This is a genomic window from Actinokineospora sp. (assembly GCF_050699995.1).
Classification (GTDB): Bacteria; Actinomycetota; Actinomycetes; order Mycobacteriales; family Pseudonocardiaceae; genus Actinokineospora.
Genome location: NZ_JBOHGC010000253.1, coordinates 1 through 17,263 on the forward strand (window position 1 = coordinate 1; position 17,263 = coordinate 17,263).

Here is a 17,263-nt window from a genome sequence, read left to right on the forward strand (position 1 = left end):
GTTGTGAAGAACGCCGATGCTTCCCCCATCTCCGGCAATGATCGCCACCATCGCCCCGTGTCACACAAAGATCAACCAACCGTGTCACCGCGAAAAGTGCGAAACCTCAGGTGGAGTTATTGGGCAACTATCGGCCGCACCACCCCTCACCGCTCGGACCTGGCTCGACGGTATCTCTGTCACCGGATGCCAAATCTCCCCTCCACCTGACGCCAGCGCCTCTCAATGTGCGGTATTTCCCTTATCCAGCAAGGCAAACGACGGCATACCGGGAGATGCGCCGACCGCTCCCCCGCCACGACGATGGAGTTCTACCAAGGCCGAGGGAGGACACACCGTGCACTCGGGCACCTCAGACGAACACGTCAAGACGATCACGCTGGAAGCGTTCGCGGACTGCATCGTGCCCGGCGAGAAGCGCTCGCCTGATGACCGGGCCATCGCGGGCGTCTCCACCGGTGGGGGCGCGGTGCAGGCCGGTGCCCTGGAGATGCTGCACCACGACGCCACCGGGATCACCGCGGGGCTCGAAGCCCTGGTGGGCATGCTCAACGGGCACGCCACCACCTACGCCGCCGACAAGGGCATCACGCTCGACGGGGACGTCCCGCCGTTCGTGGCGCTGGAGTTCGACGACCGGTGCGCGATCATCCGGACGCTGACCACCCCCGGCCACCCCGAGAAGGACGGCTGGGTGCTGCTGTCGCTGTTCTGCAACATGGCTTTCGACAGCGCCGCCCACATGAGCACGCACGACGCCATCGCGCAGGGGCACCCCGGGCTGCTCACGATCGGCTTCGAGCTGCCCCAGGACGACGGCATCTGGCGGTTCGCCGACTTCTCCTACGGCAGGCAGCTGGCCAAGCCGCACCCCGACACGACGCCCTCAGGGAGCCCGGCGTGACCAGTATCGAAAGCACGGACGTCCTGGTCGTCGGCAGCGGCTTCGGCGGCGCCATCGCGGCCTACCACCTGGCCGCGGGCGGGGCCAAGGTCGTCGTCCTCGAACGCGGCCCGTGGCTGCAGGCCGAGGACTTCGACCACGACTACCTGCTCGGCAAGAGCTACACCAAGGTCTTCGACTTCGTCGCGGGCGACGGCATGAGTGTGCTGAGCGGCAACTGCGTCGGCGGCGGCTCCGTGGTGTACTTCGCCGCGCTCCCCCGCGCGCCGCGGTTCACCTTCGAGCGGCAGGGCAGCATCGGGCGGCGGATGTGGCCGAAGTCCATCAGCCGCGACACCCTCGACCCCTGGTACGACCGGGTCTCGCAGGTGATCCCGGTGGTGCAGCAGGGTTGGGACGACATCAGCTACGCCGGCGGGCTCTGGGCGGCGGCGTGCGATCACGCCGGGCGCACGGCCAACCCGGTGCCGGTCGGCATCGACAAGGCCAAGTGCACCAACTGCAACTGGATGATGGCGGGCTGCAAGTTCGACGCCAAGCGCTCGCTGCTGTTCAACTACCTGCCCGGCGCGGTCGCCAACGGCGCGGAAATCCGTCCCCTGCACGAGGTCCAGCAGCTGGAGCGGACCGACGACGGCGGCTACCGGGTGCGGTACAACCAGATCGACGAAGAGGACTACCGGATCACCGTCGGCAGCGGCACGATCGACGCGAAGATCGTGATCATGGCCGCGGGCGCGGGCGCCACCCCGGTCATCCTACAGCGTTCCGAGGCCACGCTCGGCAAGATGCCGCACGCGGTCGGCCGCTACTTCTCCGGCAACGGCGAGCGCCTCAACACCGCGATCATCAACGAGGACCGGGCCCGCGAGGTCCTGGGTCTCGACCGCGGCAACGGGCTTGCCTACGCGGCCAACCAGATCGGCAAGGGTCCGGTCGTCGCCAACTGGGACCACCTCGACGGCTCCCTGCCGGAGTACCGCCGCTTCTCGTTGGAGCAGCTGTACTTCCCCCCGGGGCTCGGCACGATCCTGGCTCAGGCGCAGGGCGCCGACGGCCCGACGTGGCTGGGCGTGGAGAAAAAGGAGATGCTGCGCCGCTGGCAGTCCTGGCTGACCATCTTCCAGATCGTGGAGGACGACAACGAGGGCGTCTTCGGCCCGCCGCCGCCCACCGGCAACGCCTACCGCATCTCCCAGCAAATGCTCGGCCGCGGCCCGCTGAGCTACGACCCGACGCCGAACACGCTGGGCGCGTGGGCCGCCGCCGACGCCGAGGTGCGCGACATCCTCGAACGCGACGGGATTGCCACGGTGCTGCCGTGGACCAACGACCTGGTCGGCGCGTACACCGTGCACCCGCTGTCGTCGTGCCGCATCGGCGACGACCCGGAGACCTCGGCGCTCGACGACCGGCATGAGCTGCGCGGCCACCCGGGCATCTTCGTGACCGACGGCTCCGCGGTGCCCGCCGCGCTGACGGTGAACCCGGCGCTGACCATCTCGGCGCTCGCCGAGCGGGCCATGCCGGGCATCGTCGAGGCGGCCAGGGCCCGCGGGATCAATGTCAGCTACGGGGCGCCGCTGCCCACGGCGGCGGTGACCAAGCCCCTGATGAGGCCGGAGACGGCGACCCAGGGCGCGTGATGACCGCGCCGTCGTCGACCGTCCGGCCGCGCGCCGGCCACCAGTCCGGTGCGGACGTTCGACGACGGTGGTGGTCATGAGCGGGTTGCAGGAGATCACGCAGGTGATTCTGAGTATGCCGGGACCGCGGGCGAGCACGGAAGAAGTCGCGGCCTGGTACGAGCGCAAGGCACGGTTGCTTGAGCAGATCGCGGCCGAGGGCGGCCCGGACTCCGATCAGGTGAGCGCGCTGGCGCTGCTGGCCCATCGGCGTTCGCAAGCCTTGCTCGACCGCGCGGCGTGACGACATGATCGACCGCGGACCGGACCGTGCTGGGCGGTTCGCGGCATCGCGATGAGAGGCGGGCGGGATGGCACTGCAGGCGGGTACCGGCAGGAGCGACGGTGTGATCGCGGCGCTGAACGGGAAGTACCACAAGCTCGCGCTGCGGGCGTTCCTGGTGATCGTGCTCGCGCACTGGGCCGAGCACATCGTCCAGGCGATCCAGGTGTTCGTGCTCGACTGGCCGCGCCCCAAGGCGGGCGGTGTGCTCGGGCTGTGGTTCCCGTGGCTGGTCAGCTCGGAGTGGATGCACTACGGCTACGCGATCGTCATGCTGGTCGGTTTCGTCGTGCTGCGGCACGGCTTCACCGGCCGGTCGCGCACGTGGTGGCTGGTGGCGATGTGGATCCAGGTGTGGCACCACTTCGAGCACCTGCTGCTGCTGGCGCAGGCGCTGACCGGCTCGAACCTACTCGGCGAGGCGAAGCCCACGAGCATCGTGCAACTCATCGCCCCCCGGGTCGAGCTGCACCTGTTCTACAACTTCGTCGTGTTCGTCCCGATGGTGGTGGCGATGATCGCCCACCTGCGGCCCCGTCTCGAGGAACGCGCCGAGATGGTCTGCTCGTGCGCCGCGCCGGTGCCGGTCGGATGACGCGGGGGGTGGGCCGTCCGGGTGGACCGCCCACCCCTGCAACCCCTATTTCGCGGACACGGCCGGTGGCGACCCTGGCGGTCGTCGCCTACCTGCTCGTCACCGGCGCGGGACCCGCCGCGGCGCAGCACGAGCACAGCTTGTCCGTCCCGGTCTCGCTCGGCCCGCTGGCGCTGCGGATCGCGCTGCTCTACGCGATCCCCGCGGTGGCCGGCTTCGCTTTGCTGCGCGGGTTCCTTGACCGACCCGACAAGAACACCACCGCTTTCGTCTGCGGCAGCGCCGCACTGGGTGTCATCCTCGAGCTGATGCTCGCGGGCAGGCTCGAGATGGCCAACCAAATCGTGTTCCTCGCCTTCGTGGCGGGCTGCTTCCCGGTCTTCCTCACCCTCGCCCCCGTCGCCGCGCCGCTGGCCGAACCCGCGCGCCGGGCCGCCCCCTTCGTCTTGGCCGCCGCCTCAGCGGGTGCCCTCTTCCACTTCGCCAAGGCGTGGACCGGCGCCGGACTGCCCGCCACCCTCCACAGTGGAGTGATCCTGGCGCTCGCCGGGCTGGCGTGGCTGCCGCTGGCCGGGTGCCACCGCCGCGCGGCCCGGATCACCGTGCACGCGGGTTCCGCGCTGGTCGCGACCGCCCTGCTGGCCGCCGCCGCCCAGGCCACCGTCGCGGGCGGCTACTGACGCCAAAGCCGACACCGCACGATAAGAGAGACCTCAAGCCTTCGCCGTCACTAGATTTGGTTTGTTTACCCACGTTCGGGGAGGGACACCATGGGTGGCACCGTGATCCGCGCCGCGCTGCGCTCGGCGCTCAATCAAGTCCAGTACGTCGACCCGGTCCGGCCACGCCGCGCCCGCGGCCTGGTCGCGAGCGTGTACCAGCGCGTCGAGCGGGAGTTCGGCATGCTGGCGCCCCCGGTGGCCCTGCACTCCCCCGCCCCCGCCGTGCTCGCCGCGAGTTGGATGATGCTGCGCGAGTCGCTGCTGGCCCGCGGGGAACTCGACCGCGCCACCAAGGAGGTCGTCGCGGCCGGGGTGTCGGTCGGCAACGGCTGCCCGTACTGCGTGGAGGTCCACAGCGCCACCTTCGGGGGCTTGGTCCACGGTCCGGCGGCGGACGCGCTGAGCACGTCGCGGGTCGAGGACCTCGCCGACGACGCCACCAGGGCGTTGGCGCTGTGGGCGCGGGACAGCGCGTTCCCCGGCGCGGAGCCGCCGAAGCCCACCGCCGAGACGGTCGGCGTCGCGGTGACCTTCCACTACCTCAACCGCATGGTCAGCGTCTTCCTCGGCGATTCCCCGCTGCCGCCGAACGTGCCCGCGGGCGCACACGGCGCGGCGACCCGGTTCCTGGGCCGCTTCATGCGTTCCTCGGCGATCGTGGAGCACCGCCCCGGCGACTCCCTCGAGTTGCTGCCCCCGGCACCGGTCGGGGAAGACCTGTGGTGGGCGGCGGACAATTCCACGATCGCCGACGCGTTCGCCCGCGCGTACGCCGCCATCGGCGAAGCGGGCGACCGCGCCGTCCCGGCCGACGTCCGCGCGCTGGTGATAGCCCAACTGGCCGAATGGGACGGTAGGCCCAAGGGGGTGAGCCGGGCATGGGTGAGCGACGCGGTTTCCGTGCTGTCGCCGCGCGAAAAGCCCATCGGCAGGCTGGCGCTGCTCACCGCGATGGCCGCCTACCAGATCGATCCGTCCGTCGTGGACGACGCGGATCTGCCTGACAGCACGCTGATCGAGCTGACGTCGTGGTCGAGTCTGGCCGCGGCCCGACGCGTGGCCGCGGTCGCCGCCCAGGGAAAAACGCCTGGCCATGGCGAATAGGGGCACCCGTCAACCCCCATTCGCCGGTATCGGGGGAATTCAGCAGGCGACCAGACGGGCGAAAATCGGACACCGGGAAAGTGGTACAAACAACTATGGCGTGTGCGGGCAAAGGATGCGTGGCGATGTGATCAGAGTGCTGATTGCTGAGGACATGCACATGGTGCGAGGCGCGCTGGTCGCGCTGCTGAACTTGGAACAGGACGTCGACGTCGTCGCGGAGGTCGCCTCGGGCGACGACATCCTCCCCACGGCACGCACATCGCAGGCCGACGTGGCGGTGATCGACATCGACCTGCCGGGCATGGACGGGCTGACCGCGGCCACCGAACTGCATGAACACCTGCCCGAATGCCGGACCCTGATCCTCACCAGCCTCGGCCGCCCCGGCACCCTGCGCCGCGCCCTGGCGGCCAAGGTGGGCGGCTTCATCCTCAAGGACGCCCCCGCCGACAAACTCGCCAACGCGATCCGCGGCGTGGCCGCGGGACGGCGCGTCGTGGACGGCGACCTGGCCCTCGCGGCCTGGGACGGCGCCGACTGCCCGTTGACGGGACGCGAGATCGAGGTTCTGCAGATGGCGGCCGGTGGCGCGAACGCGGTGGACATCGCGGCCCGCTTATACCTGTCGGCGGGCACAGTGCGGAACTACCTCACGACCATCGTCACCAAGCTCAACGCCCGCAACCGGGTGGACGCCATTCGGATCGCGACGGAATCGGGCTGGCTCTAGCTAGGCGGGCACTTGGGCGCGGAGCCGGAACATCCCATCGGCTCCGACCCCGGCGGTGAGATCCCCGCCGACCGTCGCCACCCGCTCGGTCAGGTTCCGGATCCCGTTGCCCGGCCCCTCGAAGGACACCGACACCCCGTCGTTGACGATCTCCAGCACCACCCGGTCGCCGTGGCGCCGGACGCTGATCTCGCAGTGACCGCCGCGGCTGTGCCGCAGCACGTTCGTCACCCCTTCACGCAACACGGTCGCCAGGACCGTGCGCACCTCGGCGCGCAACTCCCCGTACCGCAGGTCCATCCGCACGTCGACGTTCGCCGCGGCGAGCACCGACTCCACCGACCGTGACTCCTCGTTGAGCGAAAGGTCCCGATAACCGCCCGCGACCAGCCGGACGTCGGCCAGGGCCAGCCGGGCGATCGAGATGATCTCCCCGAGTTCCTGGGCCGCGCGCGCCGGATCGACCTTCAGCGCCCGATGAGCCAACTCCGCCTTCAGCGTGATCGCCGAGAGGCTCAACCCCAGCAGGTCGTGCAGGTCCCGCGCGAACCGCAGCCGCTCCTGGGCGACCGCCGCCTCCGCGAGTGCCCGTCGCGCGGCGCGCAGTTCGGAGACCGAGCCCGCCATCCAGGTGAGCCCGTAGGTGACCAGCCCGGTGATCACCGTGGCCGTCACCGCGAGGAACACGTCGATCAGCCCGGAAGACCCTTGCGCCCAGGGAACACTGGTCACCACGGCGACGAAGCCGAGCCAGCCCGTCGCCGGGCGGAACACCAGCAGCGCGGTCCCCGCGAGCAGCCCAGGCACGCTCACCCACGCCTGCGGGAAGACCGCGAGCGGCAGATACACCAGCACCGCCTGGACAGCGACCACGACGTACCGCGAGGGCGACCCGATGCGGACGCCGGGTCTGCTGACCCACAGCAGCTGCAAGGCGACCAGGGCCGCCAGGCAGGCCGCGCTGAACGACAGCACGAGCGGATCGCGGGTCAGGTACAGCAGATGCAGCATCGCCGCGCAGAGGAAGCCGACGAACACCACGTTCATCAGCCCGGTGGCGAGCAGCGCCGCGTAGCGGGGCACCTGCTCCACCTCGTCGGGCGGGCAGGCGGGTTCGGTGCGACCGCCCACCGGGATCGTCAGGTGCAGGCCGAACCGGCCATCCGGGTCCGGCCCCTCGACGAGCGTCCCGCCCAGGTCGCGGACCCGGTCGGCCAGGCTTTCCAGTCCCCCGTCGAAGGAGCGCTCCTCGGCGGGGCAGCGGCCGGTGACCCCGTCGTCGACGATGTCGAGGGCGATGGTGTGGCCTGCCTGGCGCATGGTGATGTCGCACCGGGCGACGCTGGTGTGGTGCAGGACGTTGGCCACCCCGGCCCGGAGCACGGCCACGACCACCGAGCGGATGTGCGCGGGCAGCTCGCCGTGGTTCAGCTCCATCCGAACATCCACATTGGACGCGGCGAGCAGCGCCTCGACCGTGCGGGACTCCTCGCGCAGGGACAGTTCGCGGTACCCGTTGGCGATCAGCCGCACGTCGGCCAGCGCGTGCCGGGCCACCACCAGGATCTCCCGCAGCTCCGCGCGCGCATTGTCCGGATCGGCGGTGAGCGCCGCGCTCGCGGCGGCGCTCTTGGGCACGATGGCCGCGAGGCTCAGCCCGAGCAGGTCGTGCAGGTCGCGGGCGAACCGGGTGCGTTCCCTGGCGACCGCCACCTTCCCCAGTTCCGAGCGGGCCGCGTGCAGGTCGGTGATCAGCCCGGCGAGCCGGGTCAGCCCGAACACCTCCAGGGCCGCCACCAGGCCGCCGACGACGATGTAGGCGACGTCGAGCACCGAGTGCGTCAGCATTTCCTGGTTCCGCGCGGCGATCGCCAGGATGGCGACGAACGCGGTCACCGCCGCGGCGGGCGGCAGCACCAGCAGCACGGTTCCCGCCAGCAGACTCGGCAGCGCCACCCACGCCTGCCCGAACTGCTGGGCGGGCACGAACACCAGGCAGGCCTGCGCGCCCAGCACCCAGTAGGTGAGCCGGGAGCGCGGCGGCCCGCCCGGCCTGCTGAAGTAGCAGACCTGCAGTGCCAGCAGGATCAGCAGCGCGACCGCCGCGAACAGCGCGACCGAGAAGGCCGGCGCCGACTCCAGGACGTGCAGGAACGCGACTACACAAAGGCCGGAGTACACCGCGGCGACGATGGCGCGGGCGAGAAGGGGCGCGATGAGCGGGCCGGACGCGAAGGTCGCGCGGCGCGCCGCCCACGGAGTCGGGCGGGGGTCCGTCCTGTGGATCATGACAGCGGGGATTCGTGATCCACCGGACGCGCCCTAGGCGGGGACCAGGGCACGGAGCCGGAACGATCCGTCGGAGTCCAGGCCCGCGGTGAGCCTGCCGCCCACCGTCGCGACCCGGTCGGACAGGTTGCGAATTCCGCTGCCACTGCCGGGACCCGCGTCGCCGACCCCGACTCCGTCGTTGACGATCTCCAGTTCCACCATGTTGTCGTGCTGGCGCACGGTGATCTCGCACCGCGCGCCCCGGCTGTGCCGCAGCACGTTGGTGACCCCCTCGCGCAGCACCGTCGCCAGGACGGTGCGGACCTCGACCGGCAGTTCCCCATAGTGCAGGTCCATCCGCACGTCGACGTCGGCGGCGGCCAGCACCGACTCCGCCGACCTCGACTCCTCGTTGAGCGAGAGGTCCCGGTAGCCGCTGGCGACGAGCCGCACGTCGGTGAGGGCGAGCCGGGAGATCTCCACGATCTCCATCAGCTCGGTCGCCGCCCGGGCGGGGTCGGCCTTCATCAGCCGCTGCGTCAGCTCGGTCTTCAAGGTGATCGCGGACAGGCTCAGGCCGAGCAGGTCATGCAGGTCGCGGGCGAACCGCATCCGCTCCTCGGCGACCGCCGCCTCGGCGAGCGTGCGCCGCGCCGCGCGCAGCTCCCACACCGACCGGGCCATCCAGGTGAGCCCGCAGGTCACCAAGCCGGTGGTCACGGTGGCGCCGACGTTGTAGAAGATGCTCAGCGCGTCGGCGTGGAAGTCCGCCTGCGCGAACGGAACGCTGAGCACGACGGCGGCGAACCCGATCCAGCCCGGGACCGGGCGCAGCACCAGCAGGACGGTTCCCGCCAGCATCCCGGGAATGCTGATCCAGGCGTGCGGAAAGAGCAGGGCGGGCACGTACACCATCGCGGCCTGGGCGGCGATCACCAGGTATTTCGTCGGCGAGGTGAACCGGGTGCCCGGTTTGCTGACGTAGAACAGCTGCAGCGCGGCCAGCCCCGCCATGCAGAGCCCGCTGACGGTGAGCACCAAGGCGTCGCGGGTCAGGTACGTCAAGTGCAGCAGCGCCGCGATGGCCATGCCGACGAACACCACGTTCATCAGGCCGGTGGCGAACAGCGAGGCGAACCGGGGGACCTGCTCGACCTCGTCCGGCTCGGACTTGGTCTCCCCCGGCTCGCGGGAGACCGGAATGCTCAGGTGCAGGCCGAACCGGCCGTCCGGGTCCGGCCCGGCGACGAGCTCACCGCCCAGCGCCGCGACCCGCTCGACCAGGTTCTCCAGGCCCAGGTCGGCGTCCGGGGTGAGCGGGCACATCCCGGTCATGCCGTCGTCGATGATGTCCAGCGTCACCGTCCGGCCTGCCTGCCGCAGGGCGATCTCACAGCGCGCCACCCCGGTGTGGTCGAGCACGTTGGCCACACCCGCGCGCAGGACGGCGACGATCAGCGAGCGGATGTGGACCGGCAGCTCGCCGTGGTTGAGCTCCATCCGCACGTCGACGTTCGACGCCGCGAGCAGCGACTCGACCGTGCGGGACTCCTCGTGCAGCGACATCTCCCGGTATCCGCTGGCGATCAGCCGGACATCGGCCAGGGCGTGTCGGGACACGGCCAGGATCTCGCCGAGTTCCTTGCGCGCGCGCTCCGGGTCCGTGGCCAGCGCGCGGCGCGCGATCGCGCCCTTCGGGCCGATCGCGGCCAGGCTCAGTCCGAGCAGGTCGTGCAGGTCGCGGGCGAACCGCGTGCGCTCCCTGGCCACGGCGACCTTGCCCAACTCGCTGCGGGCCTCATGCAGGGCGGTGATCAGGCCGCCCAGCCTGCTCAACCCATAGAGGTAGAGGGTCACGCCGATGAAGCCGACGGTCAGGTACGAGACGTCGAGCACGGACCCGGTGAGGACCCACTGCTTGCCGACGACGATCGCGATGATCGCCGCGACCGCGACCCAGGCGATCACCCGCGGCAACACCAGCAGCATGGTGGCGGCGAGGAACAGGGGCATCGGCAGCCACGGGTCGCCGAACTCCGACAACGGAACGAACGAGACATAGGCCTGGACCGCGAGCGCGGCGTACCCCATCGGCGAGCGGGCCGCCGCACCGACGCGGCCGAAGTAGAACAGCTGCAGCGTGAGCATGACCAGCAGGTATCCCGCGGCCCGGACTGTCGTGCCGACGCCCACGCCCGAGGTGGCGATCTGCAGGAAAGCGAACATCCCCAGCGTGAAGAACACCACGACGGTGATGGCGCGGGCGAGAAAAGGTGCGATCAACTGGACGCGGTTCGAGTCCTCGTTCTCCGCGACCGGCCCCGCGATGTCCTCGGGGCCGCCGGGTAACTCCGCGTGCACGGTGACCGGGTGCATGTGTCCCCCTCGTTGAGCTGGTTTACCCGCGCCCCCACCCGAGCTTGACTCCGATAGCAGTACTACCGTCCGATTATAGAGGGACACTGTCTGTGTTCCGATGGTCCCGGCGGTATCCGAACACAAACTCCCCTACTCCGATCTCGGAGGGCCACCGCAGCCGCAGCGCGCTGTCCACGACGTCGCCCGGGTCGATGGCGGGCACGCACGCGGCGAGCCCCATCGCGGTCGCGGCGAGGCACAGCGTCTGCTGCAGCGCGCCCACATGGGTGAGCGTCAGCGAGTAGGCGATTCCGCCGTACATCCAGGACGACCGCTCGGCGCGCGCGGTCACCGTGATCATCGCGGGTGGCCACTGCGATGTTGCACTGCCGATCATCGCGTAGTCGAGGACCTCATCGAGCTCACCCGCGTCGTCGTTGACCAGGGTCAGGCAGTGCGCCTGCGGGTCGAAGTGGAAGATCCCCCGCGGCAGGCCCGTGCAGTTGTGCAGCAGCAGGTAGATCTCCAGCTCGTAGAGCCCGTGCACGCTCAGGTATGGCCGGTCGGAGATCTCGTAGGTGACCTCACCGCCCGCCGAGGCGGGCGAGACCGACCGCACCCGCGCGGCCCGGAACAGCAGTTCGCCGACCTGCTCGGCGGTCACCGGGCGGTCGGAGAGCTCCTGGCAGAGGCGCGTGTTCTCGATGACCTCGGTCATCGACGGGTCGCCGGTCGCCAGCGCGGACAGGTCGGGCTGGAACAGCGGGTACCGCTCGCCGCCGGTCAGCGGCTTGACCAGCGGGGGCGGCGGAACCGACTGCGCGGTCGGGAACACCACCCCGGACAGCCCGCCGTAGCGGCCGAGCCGGGTGCGCGAGTGGAACAGCAGGTCGTGGTGCGACCAGCTGACCAGGTTCGGGTCGGTGTCCTCGACGAAGCGCGGCACCCTGGCGGTGGCGCCGTCGGCCCAGTCGCCGAGCAGCACGATCCCGGCGGCCGCCATGAACGCGACGATGTCGCCCACCAGGGCGGGCTCGAACTCCAGCGCGCTGGTCAGCGCGTCGACCGAGGTCGCGGCGCTGAGCCCGACCACGACCCGCGAGGCGATCCGCCGGTGCAGCACCACGCGGTACTCCGCGAGCGGCGACTCGACGACAAGGTCGCCGTCGACCGTGCGCAGCGCCGCGAACCGGGACAGCCGCACGGGCCGGGCCGGGTCGACCTCGGCGAAGGTGAACCGGGCTGACCGGGAGATCGGGACGGCCGAGAGCATCGGGCCCTCCCCCGTTCTCGTCCCCAGGGAGTGCACGACGGAGCCGGACAGCCGCGACAGCACCGACTCCAGCCGGGCCACGTCGTCCGGGGAGCCGCCGCGCGGGCCGAGCACGTTGTCCAGCGACACCGGGCCCAGGCTCATCCTGCGCAGCGACTCCCACACCATCTCACCGGCGTTCTCGATCTTGGTCTCACCCCAGCGGGTGACCACGACCAGTCGATCGTCTTGTGGTTCGCCTTCGACGAGAACGTCTTCTCGCAGCGACCACAGCCGTATCCGGGGATCGGAACGGCGGCCGGGCTCGATGGGCACGATCACACTCGATTCTCAAAGGAACATGGGCAGGGGGTTGAGGTCCTCGTACCGCGTGGGCGCGGCAACCCTGCCCAGCTGAACGGGGATGTCGAAAAGGCGCCCCGGCGCGAACCGGGACCAGAAGTGGCGCAGGCCGGGGACGATCACCTTGACCACCGGGAGGCCGATGTCGGGCCGGGTCTGGTCGAGCACGAGTACCGAGTGCCCGGTGCGCTCGACCCGGGTCCGGACCGTCGTGACGTCGTCGAGCAGGTCCTCCGACGGGGCGTAGCCGTAGTCGCGCGGGACGCGGGGGCGCACCGAGGGATCGCGCGTCAGGTAGGGCTGGTTGGCCACGGTCGCGGTCCGCCACCAGCGCACGGCGTCGGGGTCGTCGCAGTCGTACTCGCCGGGGCGCGCGTCGACCACGGCGGGCATCAACTGGTTCAGCTCGGTGACCGCGCGGCGCAGCGCGACGCACGGGTCGAGGTGGGCGCCGAAACCCATCATGATGTCCTCCTGGCCGCCGTCGACCCGCCGCGACAGCGCCACCATCACCGGGACGCCGATGTCGGTGGTCAGGTCCAATACCCAGACCGTGCGGCCGAGCCGGGCGTGCACCCGCCGGGCCTCGGCGGTCCACTCGTCGTCGAACGCGGCGAGGTCCACCGCGGGCTGCCGGGTGCGGTTGTACCACCACAGGGCCACGGCGTCGCGTTCGACCACTTCGAGAAGTCCTTGCAGGACAGCGTCTTCCAGGCTGCTCCCGGCGGCGCTGCCGTTCGAGTCGGCGGTCATGAACCGGTTGCCGGGGGCGCCGTAGTAGAGCATCGCGGTCGGCAGCAGCCGGTGGCGCTCCTCGGTCATCGACCAGACCGGCGTCCAGTCGAGCACCGCGTCCAGGTCGAAGGGCTCGGCGACGTGCTGGAACGGCGCGTGCGTGCCGTTCCACTCGGCGCGGTCGGCGAACTGGCGCTCGTCGTAGAGCAGGCAGGCGTTCGGGTGGATCGCCCGCGCGCCAAGGGATCGGAAGCTGCCGGGGACCCGTTCCTCGTCACCGTGGAAGGTCCCCGAGTAGCGCTCGATGGCCTCGCACAGGGCGCTCACCTCGGCGTGCACGGGGGTGATTCCCTTGCCGCCGTTCGCCATCCGCAGCATCGCGCGCAGCGTGCCCACGTCGCGGGTGCGGGCGGCGGCGTTGGCGCCGGAGCGGTAGGAGTTGAAGAACGCGGGGCCGCGGGTGTCGCGTCTGATCTCCTTGACGATGCCGGTCACCGGGCTGATGAGGTGGCAGTAGCGGTCGCGCACCTGCTCCGGCGTCATGGAGCGGTGCCCGCCCCCCGCGCCCGCGACCTTGCGCCGCGGGGTGAGCCGGACCGGCCGGTGTGAACGCTCACGCACCACAGCCGGATCGCCGCAGGCGCGGCACTGCGGGTAGACCGGGATGTCGTGGTGGGTGCCGCGCAGGTCGAGGGTGTCGAGCGTCCAGACCGTGCGCTGGCCCGGATACCGCAGGCCCGCGACCCACTTCAGGGCCTCCGCGGCGACCAGGTGCATGGCCATCGCGCTGGACGCGGGCGTGGCGGCGGCCGGGCTCGACGCGGGTCCCTGGCGGCCGAGTGAGCCCTGCAGGCAGCGCTCGGCGTTGCGGTGTCCCCACAGCCTGCGGGCCAGGCAGTGCCAGCAACCGGCCATGGCGGGCTCGAACACCGGGCCCAGCCAGGTCTTCGTGCCACCGGGCTTGGCGAGCAGCCACGGCGTGCCGCTTGCCCGGTACGCGGCGTCGATGTCGGCCAAGGCCGGGTTCAGATAGTCGTCACACAGCACGACGCCGACCGTGGCACGGTCGGCGTCGTCGGCGACGGAGAGTCCCGCCGCGCGTAAAGCGGTTGTGGCGACATCGGCGTCGAGACCGCCGACGACGCGCAGGCCGACGGTGGCGGTCGTCGTGGTGGCGAAAGCGGTGGAGGCGTCGAGGCCAGCCGCGTCCCAGTAGGCCAGCGTGCTCGGGTCCGCGCCCTCACGCACGGGCCGGAACGTGACCAGACCGGCCCGGGTCAGCGAGGCGAGCACCCCGCCCGCCTGCTCGCGGCTGACGTCGTCGGGCAGCCCGCCGAGCACGCCGGGAAGATCCCTGGTTCCGTCCACAAGGGACACGACCGACTCGATCGCGGATCCCTTGAGGACGGTGACACCGTCCTCGGAGAACAGGTAGACGCCTTCACCGGCCGCGATCTCGGCACGAAGGTGCCGCTTGAACGCGACCAGCGGTCCCTTCGCGCCGTCGGCGGTCATCAGACAAACTGCTCAGCCGGGAACGCGGAGGTGAAGCCGCCCACGCACGCCTGGGCCGCCAGTGGGCCCTGGTCGTCGACCCACTGGGTGAAGCGGTCGATCCTGATCTCGGCGGAGCGCTCGGACGGCGCGGCTTCGACGCCAAGGGTGGCTAAGAGGGTGATCATGCTGTCGACATCCGACTTGACCATCGGGGACTCCCAAGTGTGCGGTGAATCGGTGGGGAGTCCAATTCTGGGAGTCCGCTGCCTTACCCGGCCAGTGTCAGTGTCACCGGCGGTCCATGTCTTTTTCATACCCCGGGTGGACCTGTTTTCACGGCGGCCCTCATGGTCGCGTCACTGTCGGCCACGCGCCCATTCTGCGAGTGTTCTGGGCGTGCTGGCCGCAATCACCGGATAAGGCGACCCTAACGGCGACGGAGGGAGTGAAGATGCCCGGTCACGCTATCGGAACCGCCCGGACACGGGCCGACCGGGTACCCCGTGGCGATCATCGTTGCGGCCGAATCCACAGGTCACCGGCCACTTCTCCGGTTGACACGACCAGCCTCCGCACAATCACGCGCACACCGGGCCGATCGCTTTCGAATCGACGGTTTCGCGAGTCCCACAGATATCGCGAATCCGGCGGCCGGAGTTAACCCAGCCGTCATGTTCGGTCAACGGCACACCTGCAGGGGAGACAAGATGCCAACTTTCACCCAAGGGATCGACGTCGCGAATGAATTGAGCAAGGAACTGATTGCGGCGGACTTCGGCCCGTTTTACGCGACACCCTGCGGCATTCTCTCGCCATTGCACCGCACACTCGACGAACTGGTCGGCGTGCTGACCGTGGCGCGCGAGGACAACGCGGTCGGCATCGCCGTCGGCGCCTCGCTGACCGGGCGCCACCCGGTGGTGCTCATGGAGAACGCGGGGCTGGGGCTGTCGCTGAGCGCGATCGCCTCGCTCGTGGTGCCCTACAAGATCCCGATGCTGTTCGTCGTGGACGTCCGCGTGGCGAGCGACGAACAGCCCGGCGCGGCGCTGCCCGGCGAGAGCGTGATCCTGCGCAAACTCACCGTGCCGCTGCTCGTCGGCCTCGGCGTCGAGACCTTCGAGTTGGACCCGGACACACCGATCGCGGAGCAGGTGAACCTGATCCGGGAGTCCGCGCAGGACCAGCGCAGGCCCGCGGCCCTCCTGATCGCCGCCGACACGGCCGGGTTACCGCGATGAACAAGACAGCGGCCATCCAGGCGATCATCTCGGCCACCTCGACCGCGCAGCCAGTGGTGTTCACCACCGACTCCACCTGCCGCATCGCGCAAGTCGTCGAGGACCGGCCCAACCACTTCTACCTCACCGCGTCGACCGGCCTGGCGGGCTCGCTCGGCATCGGCATCGCGCTGGAGACCAGGCGCCCCACCGTGATCGTCGACTCCTACAGCAACCTGGTGCGCAACCCGGTCGGGCTGATCACCGCGGGCACCCTCGTCGACCTGCCGCTGATCCACATCGTGCTCGACGACGGCCTCTACGGCTCGGGGCACACTTCGCCACCGCCGTCGGACCGCGCAGACGTGCTCGCCCTGGCGCGCGCGTCGGGCTACACCGACGTCTCCACCACCACGCAGCTCGACAAGTTCACGACGCTGCTGCGCGGCGGGCTGGCGAAGTGCCACTCGCCGGTGCTGGTGCGCGCGGTCCTGACCCACCCGGACTCGCCGATGCCCTATCCGTCCGATTCCGACCCGGCGATCCACGCGACCCGCTTCCACGCGCACCTGTCGATTCTCGATGACGACGCCCGGGCCGCGTGACTGACGCACGAATTTCGGGTGCATATTTCACGGTGCCATCCGATAAATCGTCATACACGGTCGTGCGGGAAACACTTGAAAGCGTTTCGCGCAACTCTGGACAATGCTTCCTTGAGCTGTGTCAAACACAGTCGCAGACGTTTCCAGCGAAAGGGAACAGCCATGGACGAGATGGTCGTGCGAGCCGTCGAACGGGCTATCGACACCATGCGGCGTGGCCTCGCCGATCGACTCACCATCGATGACATGGCCAGGTCCGCCATGTTCAGCAAGTTCCACTTCTCCAGGGTCTTCCAACAGGTGACCGGGGTGTCCCCCGGCCGGTTCCTGTCCGCCATGCGACTCGAGGAGGCCAAGCGGCTGCTGTTGACGACCTCGCTCACCGTCGCCGACATCAGCCACCAGGTCGGCTACAACAGCGTCGGGACGTTCAGTTCGCGCTTCCGCAGCACGGTCGGCCTGTCCCCGATCTCCTACCGCCAGTTAGGTGGCTCGACCTCCGAATTACCCGATGACGTCCCGGTTCCCGGACCGGCCCGCACCTCGACGATCCGCGGCCACGTCACGCCACCCCGCGACGGGCGGGCGGGTCTGGTCTTCATCGGGCTGTTCCCCAGCCGGATGCTGCAGGGCTCCCCGGTCCGCTGCGCGGTGCTCGACCAGCCCGGCCCGTACGCGCTCAACGACGTCCCCGAGGGCACGTGGCACGTGCTCGCCCACTCCGTTCCGCCCGGCGCCGAGGAATCCCTCGACCCGGTCCCCTACGTCGGCGCACACGGCCCCATCACCATCCGCCCGGACATCATCGCCCGCATCGCCGACGTGTCCCTGCACGAGATGCGCGCGTTCGACCCCCCAGTGCTCAGCGCCCTCCTGGACGTCCGCTCCGCGGCCCTCACCCGCCGCCGCACCCCCCTCCGCCAAGCCGTCTAACTC

At 70.3% G+C, this 17,263-nt stretch carries 15 protein-coding genes; 10 read left to right on the forward strand and 5 right to left on the reverse strand.

Annotated features, from left to right (window positions below; all coding sequences use genetic code 11):
- Positions 1-337 precede the first annotated feature (337 nt).
- The 7 genes from ACRDSQ_RS13060 to ACRDSQ_RS13090 all read left to right on the forward strand — a co-directional run bounded on the left by ACRDSQ_RS13060 (position 338) and on the right by ACRDSQ_RS13090 (position 6,026).
- Positions 338-904: a DUF5987 family protein gene (locus ACRDSQ_RS13060; RefSeq protein WP_431421248.1), complete on the forward strand. Its 567-nt coding sequence runs from the start codon at positions 338-340 to the stop codon at positions 902-904.
- The gene (locus ACRDSQ_RS13065; RefSeq protein WP_431421249.1) at positions 901-2,550 is read left to right on the forward strand and encodes a GMC family oxidoreductase N-terminal domain-containing protein; all 1,650 of its coding nucleotides are present in this window, start codon (positions 901-903) and stop codon (positions 2,548-2,550) included. The genes ACRDSQ_RS13060 and ACRDSQ_RS13065 overlap by 4 nt, the downstream gene beginning before the upstream one ends.
- Before the next feature lie 76 nt (positions 2,551-2,626).
- Entirely contained in the window at positions 2,627-2,833 is a 207-nt protein-coding gene (locus tag ACRDSQ_RS13070; RefSeq protein ID WP_431421250.1) for a hypothetical protein, read from the forward strand.
- Between the two features lie 67 nt (positions 2,834-2,900).
- Positions 2,901-3,467 (forward strand): hypothetical protein, encoded by a 567-nt coding sequence (locus ACRDSQ_RS13075; RefSeq protein WP_431421251.1) that lies wholly within the window; start codon positions 2,901-2,903, stop codon positions 3,465-3,467.
- 65 nt (positions 3,468-3,532) lie between these two features.
- The gene (locus ACRDSQ_RS13080) at positions 3,533-4,147 is read left to right on the forward strand and encodes a DUF6239 family natural product biosynthesis protein (RefSeq protein WP_431421253.1); all 615 of its coding nucleotides are present in this window, start codon (positions 3,533-3,535) and stop codon (positions 4,145-4,147) included.
- A gap of 90 nt (positions 4,148-4,237) precedes the next feature.
- Positions 4,238-5,293 carry a carboxymuconolactone decarboxylase family protein gene (locus tag ACRDSQ_RS13085; protein WP_431421255.1) on the forward strand — a complete coding sequence of 352 codons (1,056 nt, stop codon included), beginning with the start codon at positions 4,238-4,240 and terminating at the stop codon, positions 5,291-5,293.
- A gap of 115 nt (positions 5,294-5,408) precedes the next feature.
- A complete protein-coding gene (locus tag ACRDSQ_RS13090) occupies positions 5,409-6,026 on the forward strand; it encodes a response regulator transcription factor (protein WP_431421256.1) in 618 nt (205 codons plus the stop codon).
- On the opposite strand, the gene ACRDSQ_RS13095 is transcribed toward ACRDSQ_RS13090, so the two are convergent.
- The 5 genes from ACRDSQ_RS13095 to ACRDSQ_RS13115 form a co-directional block, all read right to left on the reverse strand.
- Positions 6,027-8,315, reverse strand: coding sequence for a sensor histidine kinase (locus ACRDSQ_RS13095; RefSeq protein WP_431421257.1), 2,289 nt, complete (start codon positions 8,313-8,315; stop codon positions 6,027-6,029). It abuts the gene before it with no gap.
- 33 nt (positions 8,316-8,348) lie between these two features.
- Positions 8,349-10,673: a sensor histidine kinase gene (locus ACRDSQ_RS13100; protein WP_431421259.1), complete on the reverse strand. Its 2,325-nt coding sequence runs from the start codon at positions 10,671-10,673 to the stop codon at positions 8,349-8,351.
- A 73-nt stretch (positions 10,674-10,746) separates the two neighbouring features.
- Entirely contained in the window at positions 10,747-12,249 is a 1,503-nt protein-coding gene (locus ACRDSQ_RS13105) for a SagB family peptide dehydrogenase (protein WP_431421260.1), read from the reverse strand.
- Positions 12,250-12,258: 9 nt separating this feature from the next.
- Entirely contained in the window at positions 12,259-14,520 is a 2,262-nt protein-coding gene (locus ACRDSQ_RS13110) for a TOMM precursor leader peptide-binding protein (protein WP_431421261.1), read from the reverse strand.
- Complete coding sequence (locus ACRDSQ_RS13115; RefSeq protein ID WP_431421263.1) at positions 14,520-14,711, reverse strand: hypothetical protein; 192 nt, start codon at positions 14,709-14,711, stop codon at positions 14,520-14,522. Before ACRDSQ_RS13115 ends, ACRDSQ_RS13110 begins: the two co-directional genes overlap by 1 nt.
- A 498-nt stretch (positions 14,712-15,209) precedes the next feature.
- Between ACRDSQ_RS13115 and ACRDSQ_RS13120 the strand changes: the two genes are divergently transcribed.
- The 3 genes from ACRDSQ_RS13120 (at position 15,210) to ACRDSQ_RS13130 (ending at position 17,260) form a co-directional block, all read left to right on the forward strand.
- Positions 15,210-15,743, forward strand: a complete 534-nt coding sequence (locus tag ACRDSQ_RS13120) for a hypothetical protein (RefSeq protein ID WP_431421264.1) — start codon at positions 15,210-15,212, stop codon at positions 15,741-15,743.
- Complete coding sequence (locus tag ACRDSQ_RS13125) at positions 15,740-16,327, forward strand: hypothetical protein (RefSeq protein WP_187223624.1); 588 nt, start codon at positions 15,740-15,742, stop codon at positions 16,325-16,327. Before ACRDSQ_RS13120 ends, ACRDSQ_RS13125 begins: the two co-directional genes overlap by 4 nt.
- Before the next feature lie 162 nt (positions 16,328-16,489).
- Entirely contained in the window at positions 16,490-17,260 is a 771-nt protein-coding gene (locus tag ACRDSQ_RS13130) for an AraC family transcriptional regulator (protein ID WP_431421265.1), read from the forward strand.
- Positions 17,261-17,263 lie beyond the last annotated feature (3 nt).

Bases quoted from the DNA above. Each gene is read 5' to 3' on its own strand.
- ACRDSQ_RS13085 (WP_431421255.1), top strand. From the start codon at position 4,238: ATGGGTGGCACCGTGATCCGCGCCGCGCTGCGCTCGGCGCTCAATCAA.
- ACRDSQ_RS13095 (WP_431421257.1), bottom strand. From the start codon at position 8,315: ATGATCCACAGGACGGACCCCCGCCCGACTCCGTGGGCGGCGCGCCGC.
- ACRDSQ_RS13075 (WP_431421251.1), top strand. From the start codon at position 2,901: ATGGCACTGCAGGCGGGTACCGGCAGGAGCGACGGTGTGATCGCGGCG.
- ACRDSQ_RS13125 (WP_187223624.1), top strand. From the start codon at position 15,740: ATGAACAAGACAGCGGCCATCCAGGCGATCATCTCGGCCACCTCGACC.
- ACRDSQ_RS13070 (WP_431421250.1), top strand. From the start codon at position 2,627: ATGAGCGGGTTGCAGGAGATCACGCAGGTGATTCTGAGTATGCCGGGA.
- ACRDSQ_RS13100 (WP_431421259.1), bottom strand. From the start codon at position 10,673: ATGCACCCGGTCACCGTGCACGCGGAGTTACCCGGCGGCCCCGAGGAC.
- ACRDSQ_RS13110 (WP_431421261.1), bottom strand. From the start codon at position 14,520: ATGACCGCCGACGGCGCGAAGGGACCGCTGGTCGCGTTCAAGCGGCAC.
- ACRDSQ_RS13115 (WP_431421263.1), bottom strand. From the start codon at position 14,711: ATGGTCAAGTCGGATGTCGACAGCATGATCACCCTCTTAGCCACCCTT.
- ACRDSQ_RS13090 (WP_431421256.1), top strand. From the start codon at position 5,409: ATGCGTGGCGATGTGATCAGAGTGCTGATTGCTGAGGACATGCACATG.
- ACRDSQ_RS13130 (WP_431421265.1), top strand. From the start codon at position 16,490: ATGGACGAGATGGTCGTGCGAGCCGTCGAACGGGCTATCGACACCATG.
- ACRDSQ_RS13120 (WP_431421264.1), top strand. From the start codon at position 15,210: ATGCCAACTTTCACCCAAGGGATCGACGTCGCGAATGAATTGAGCAAG.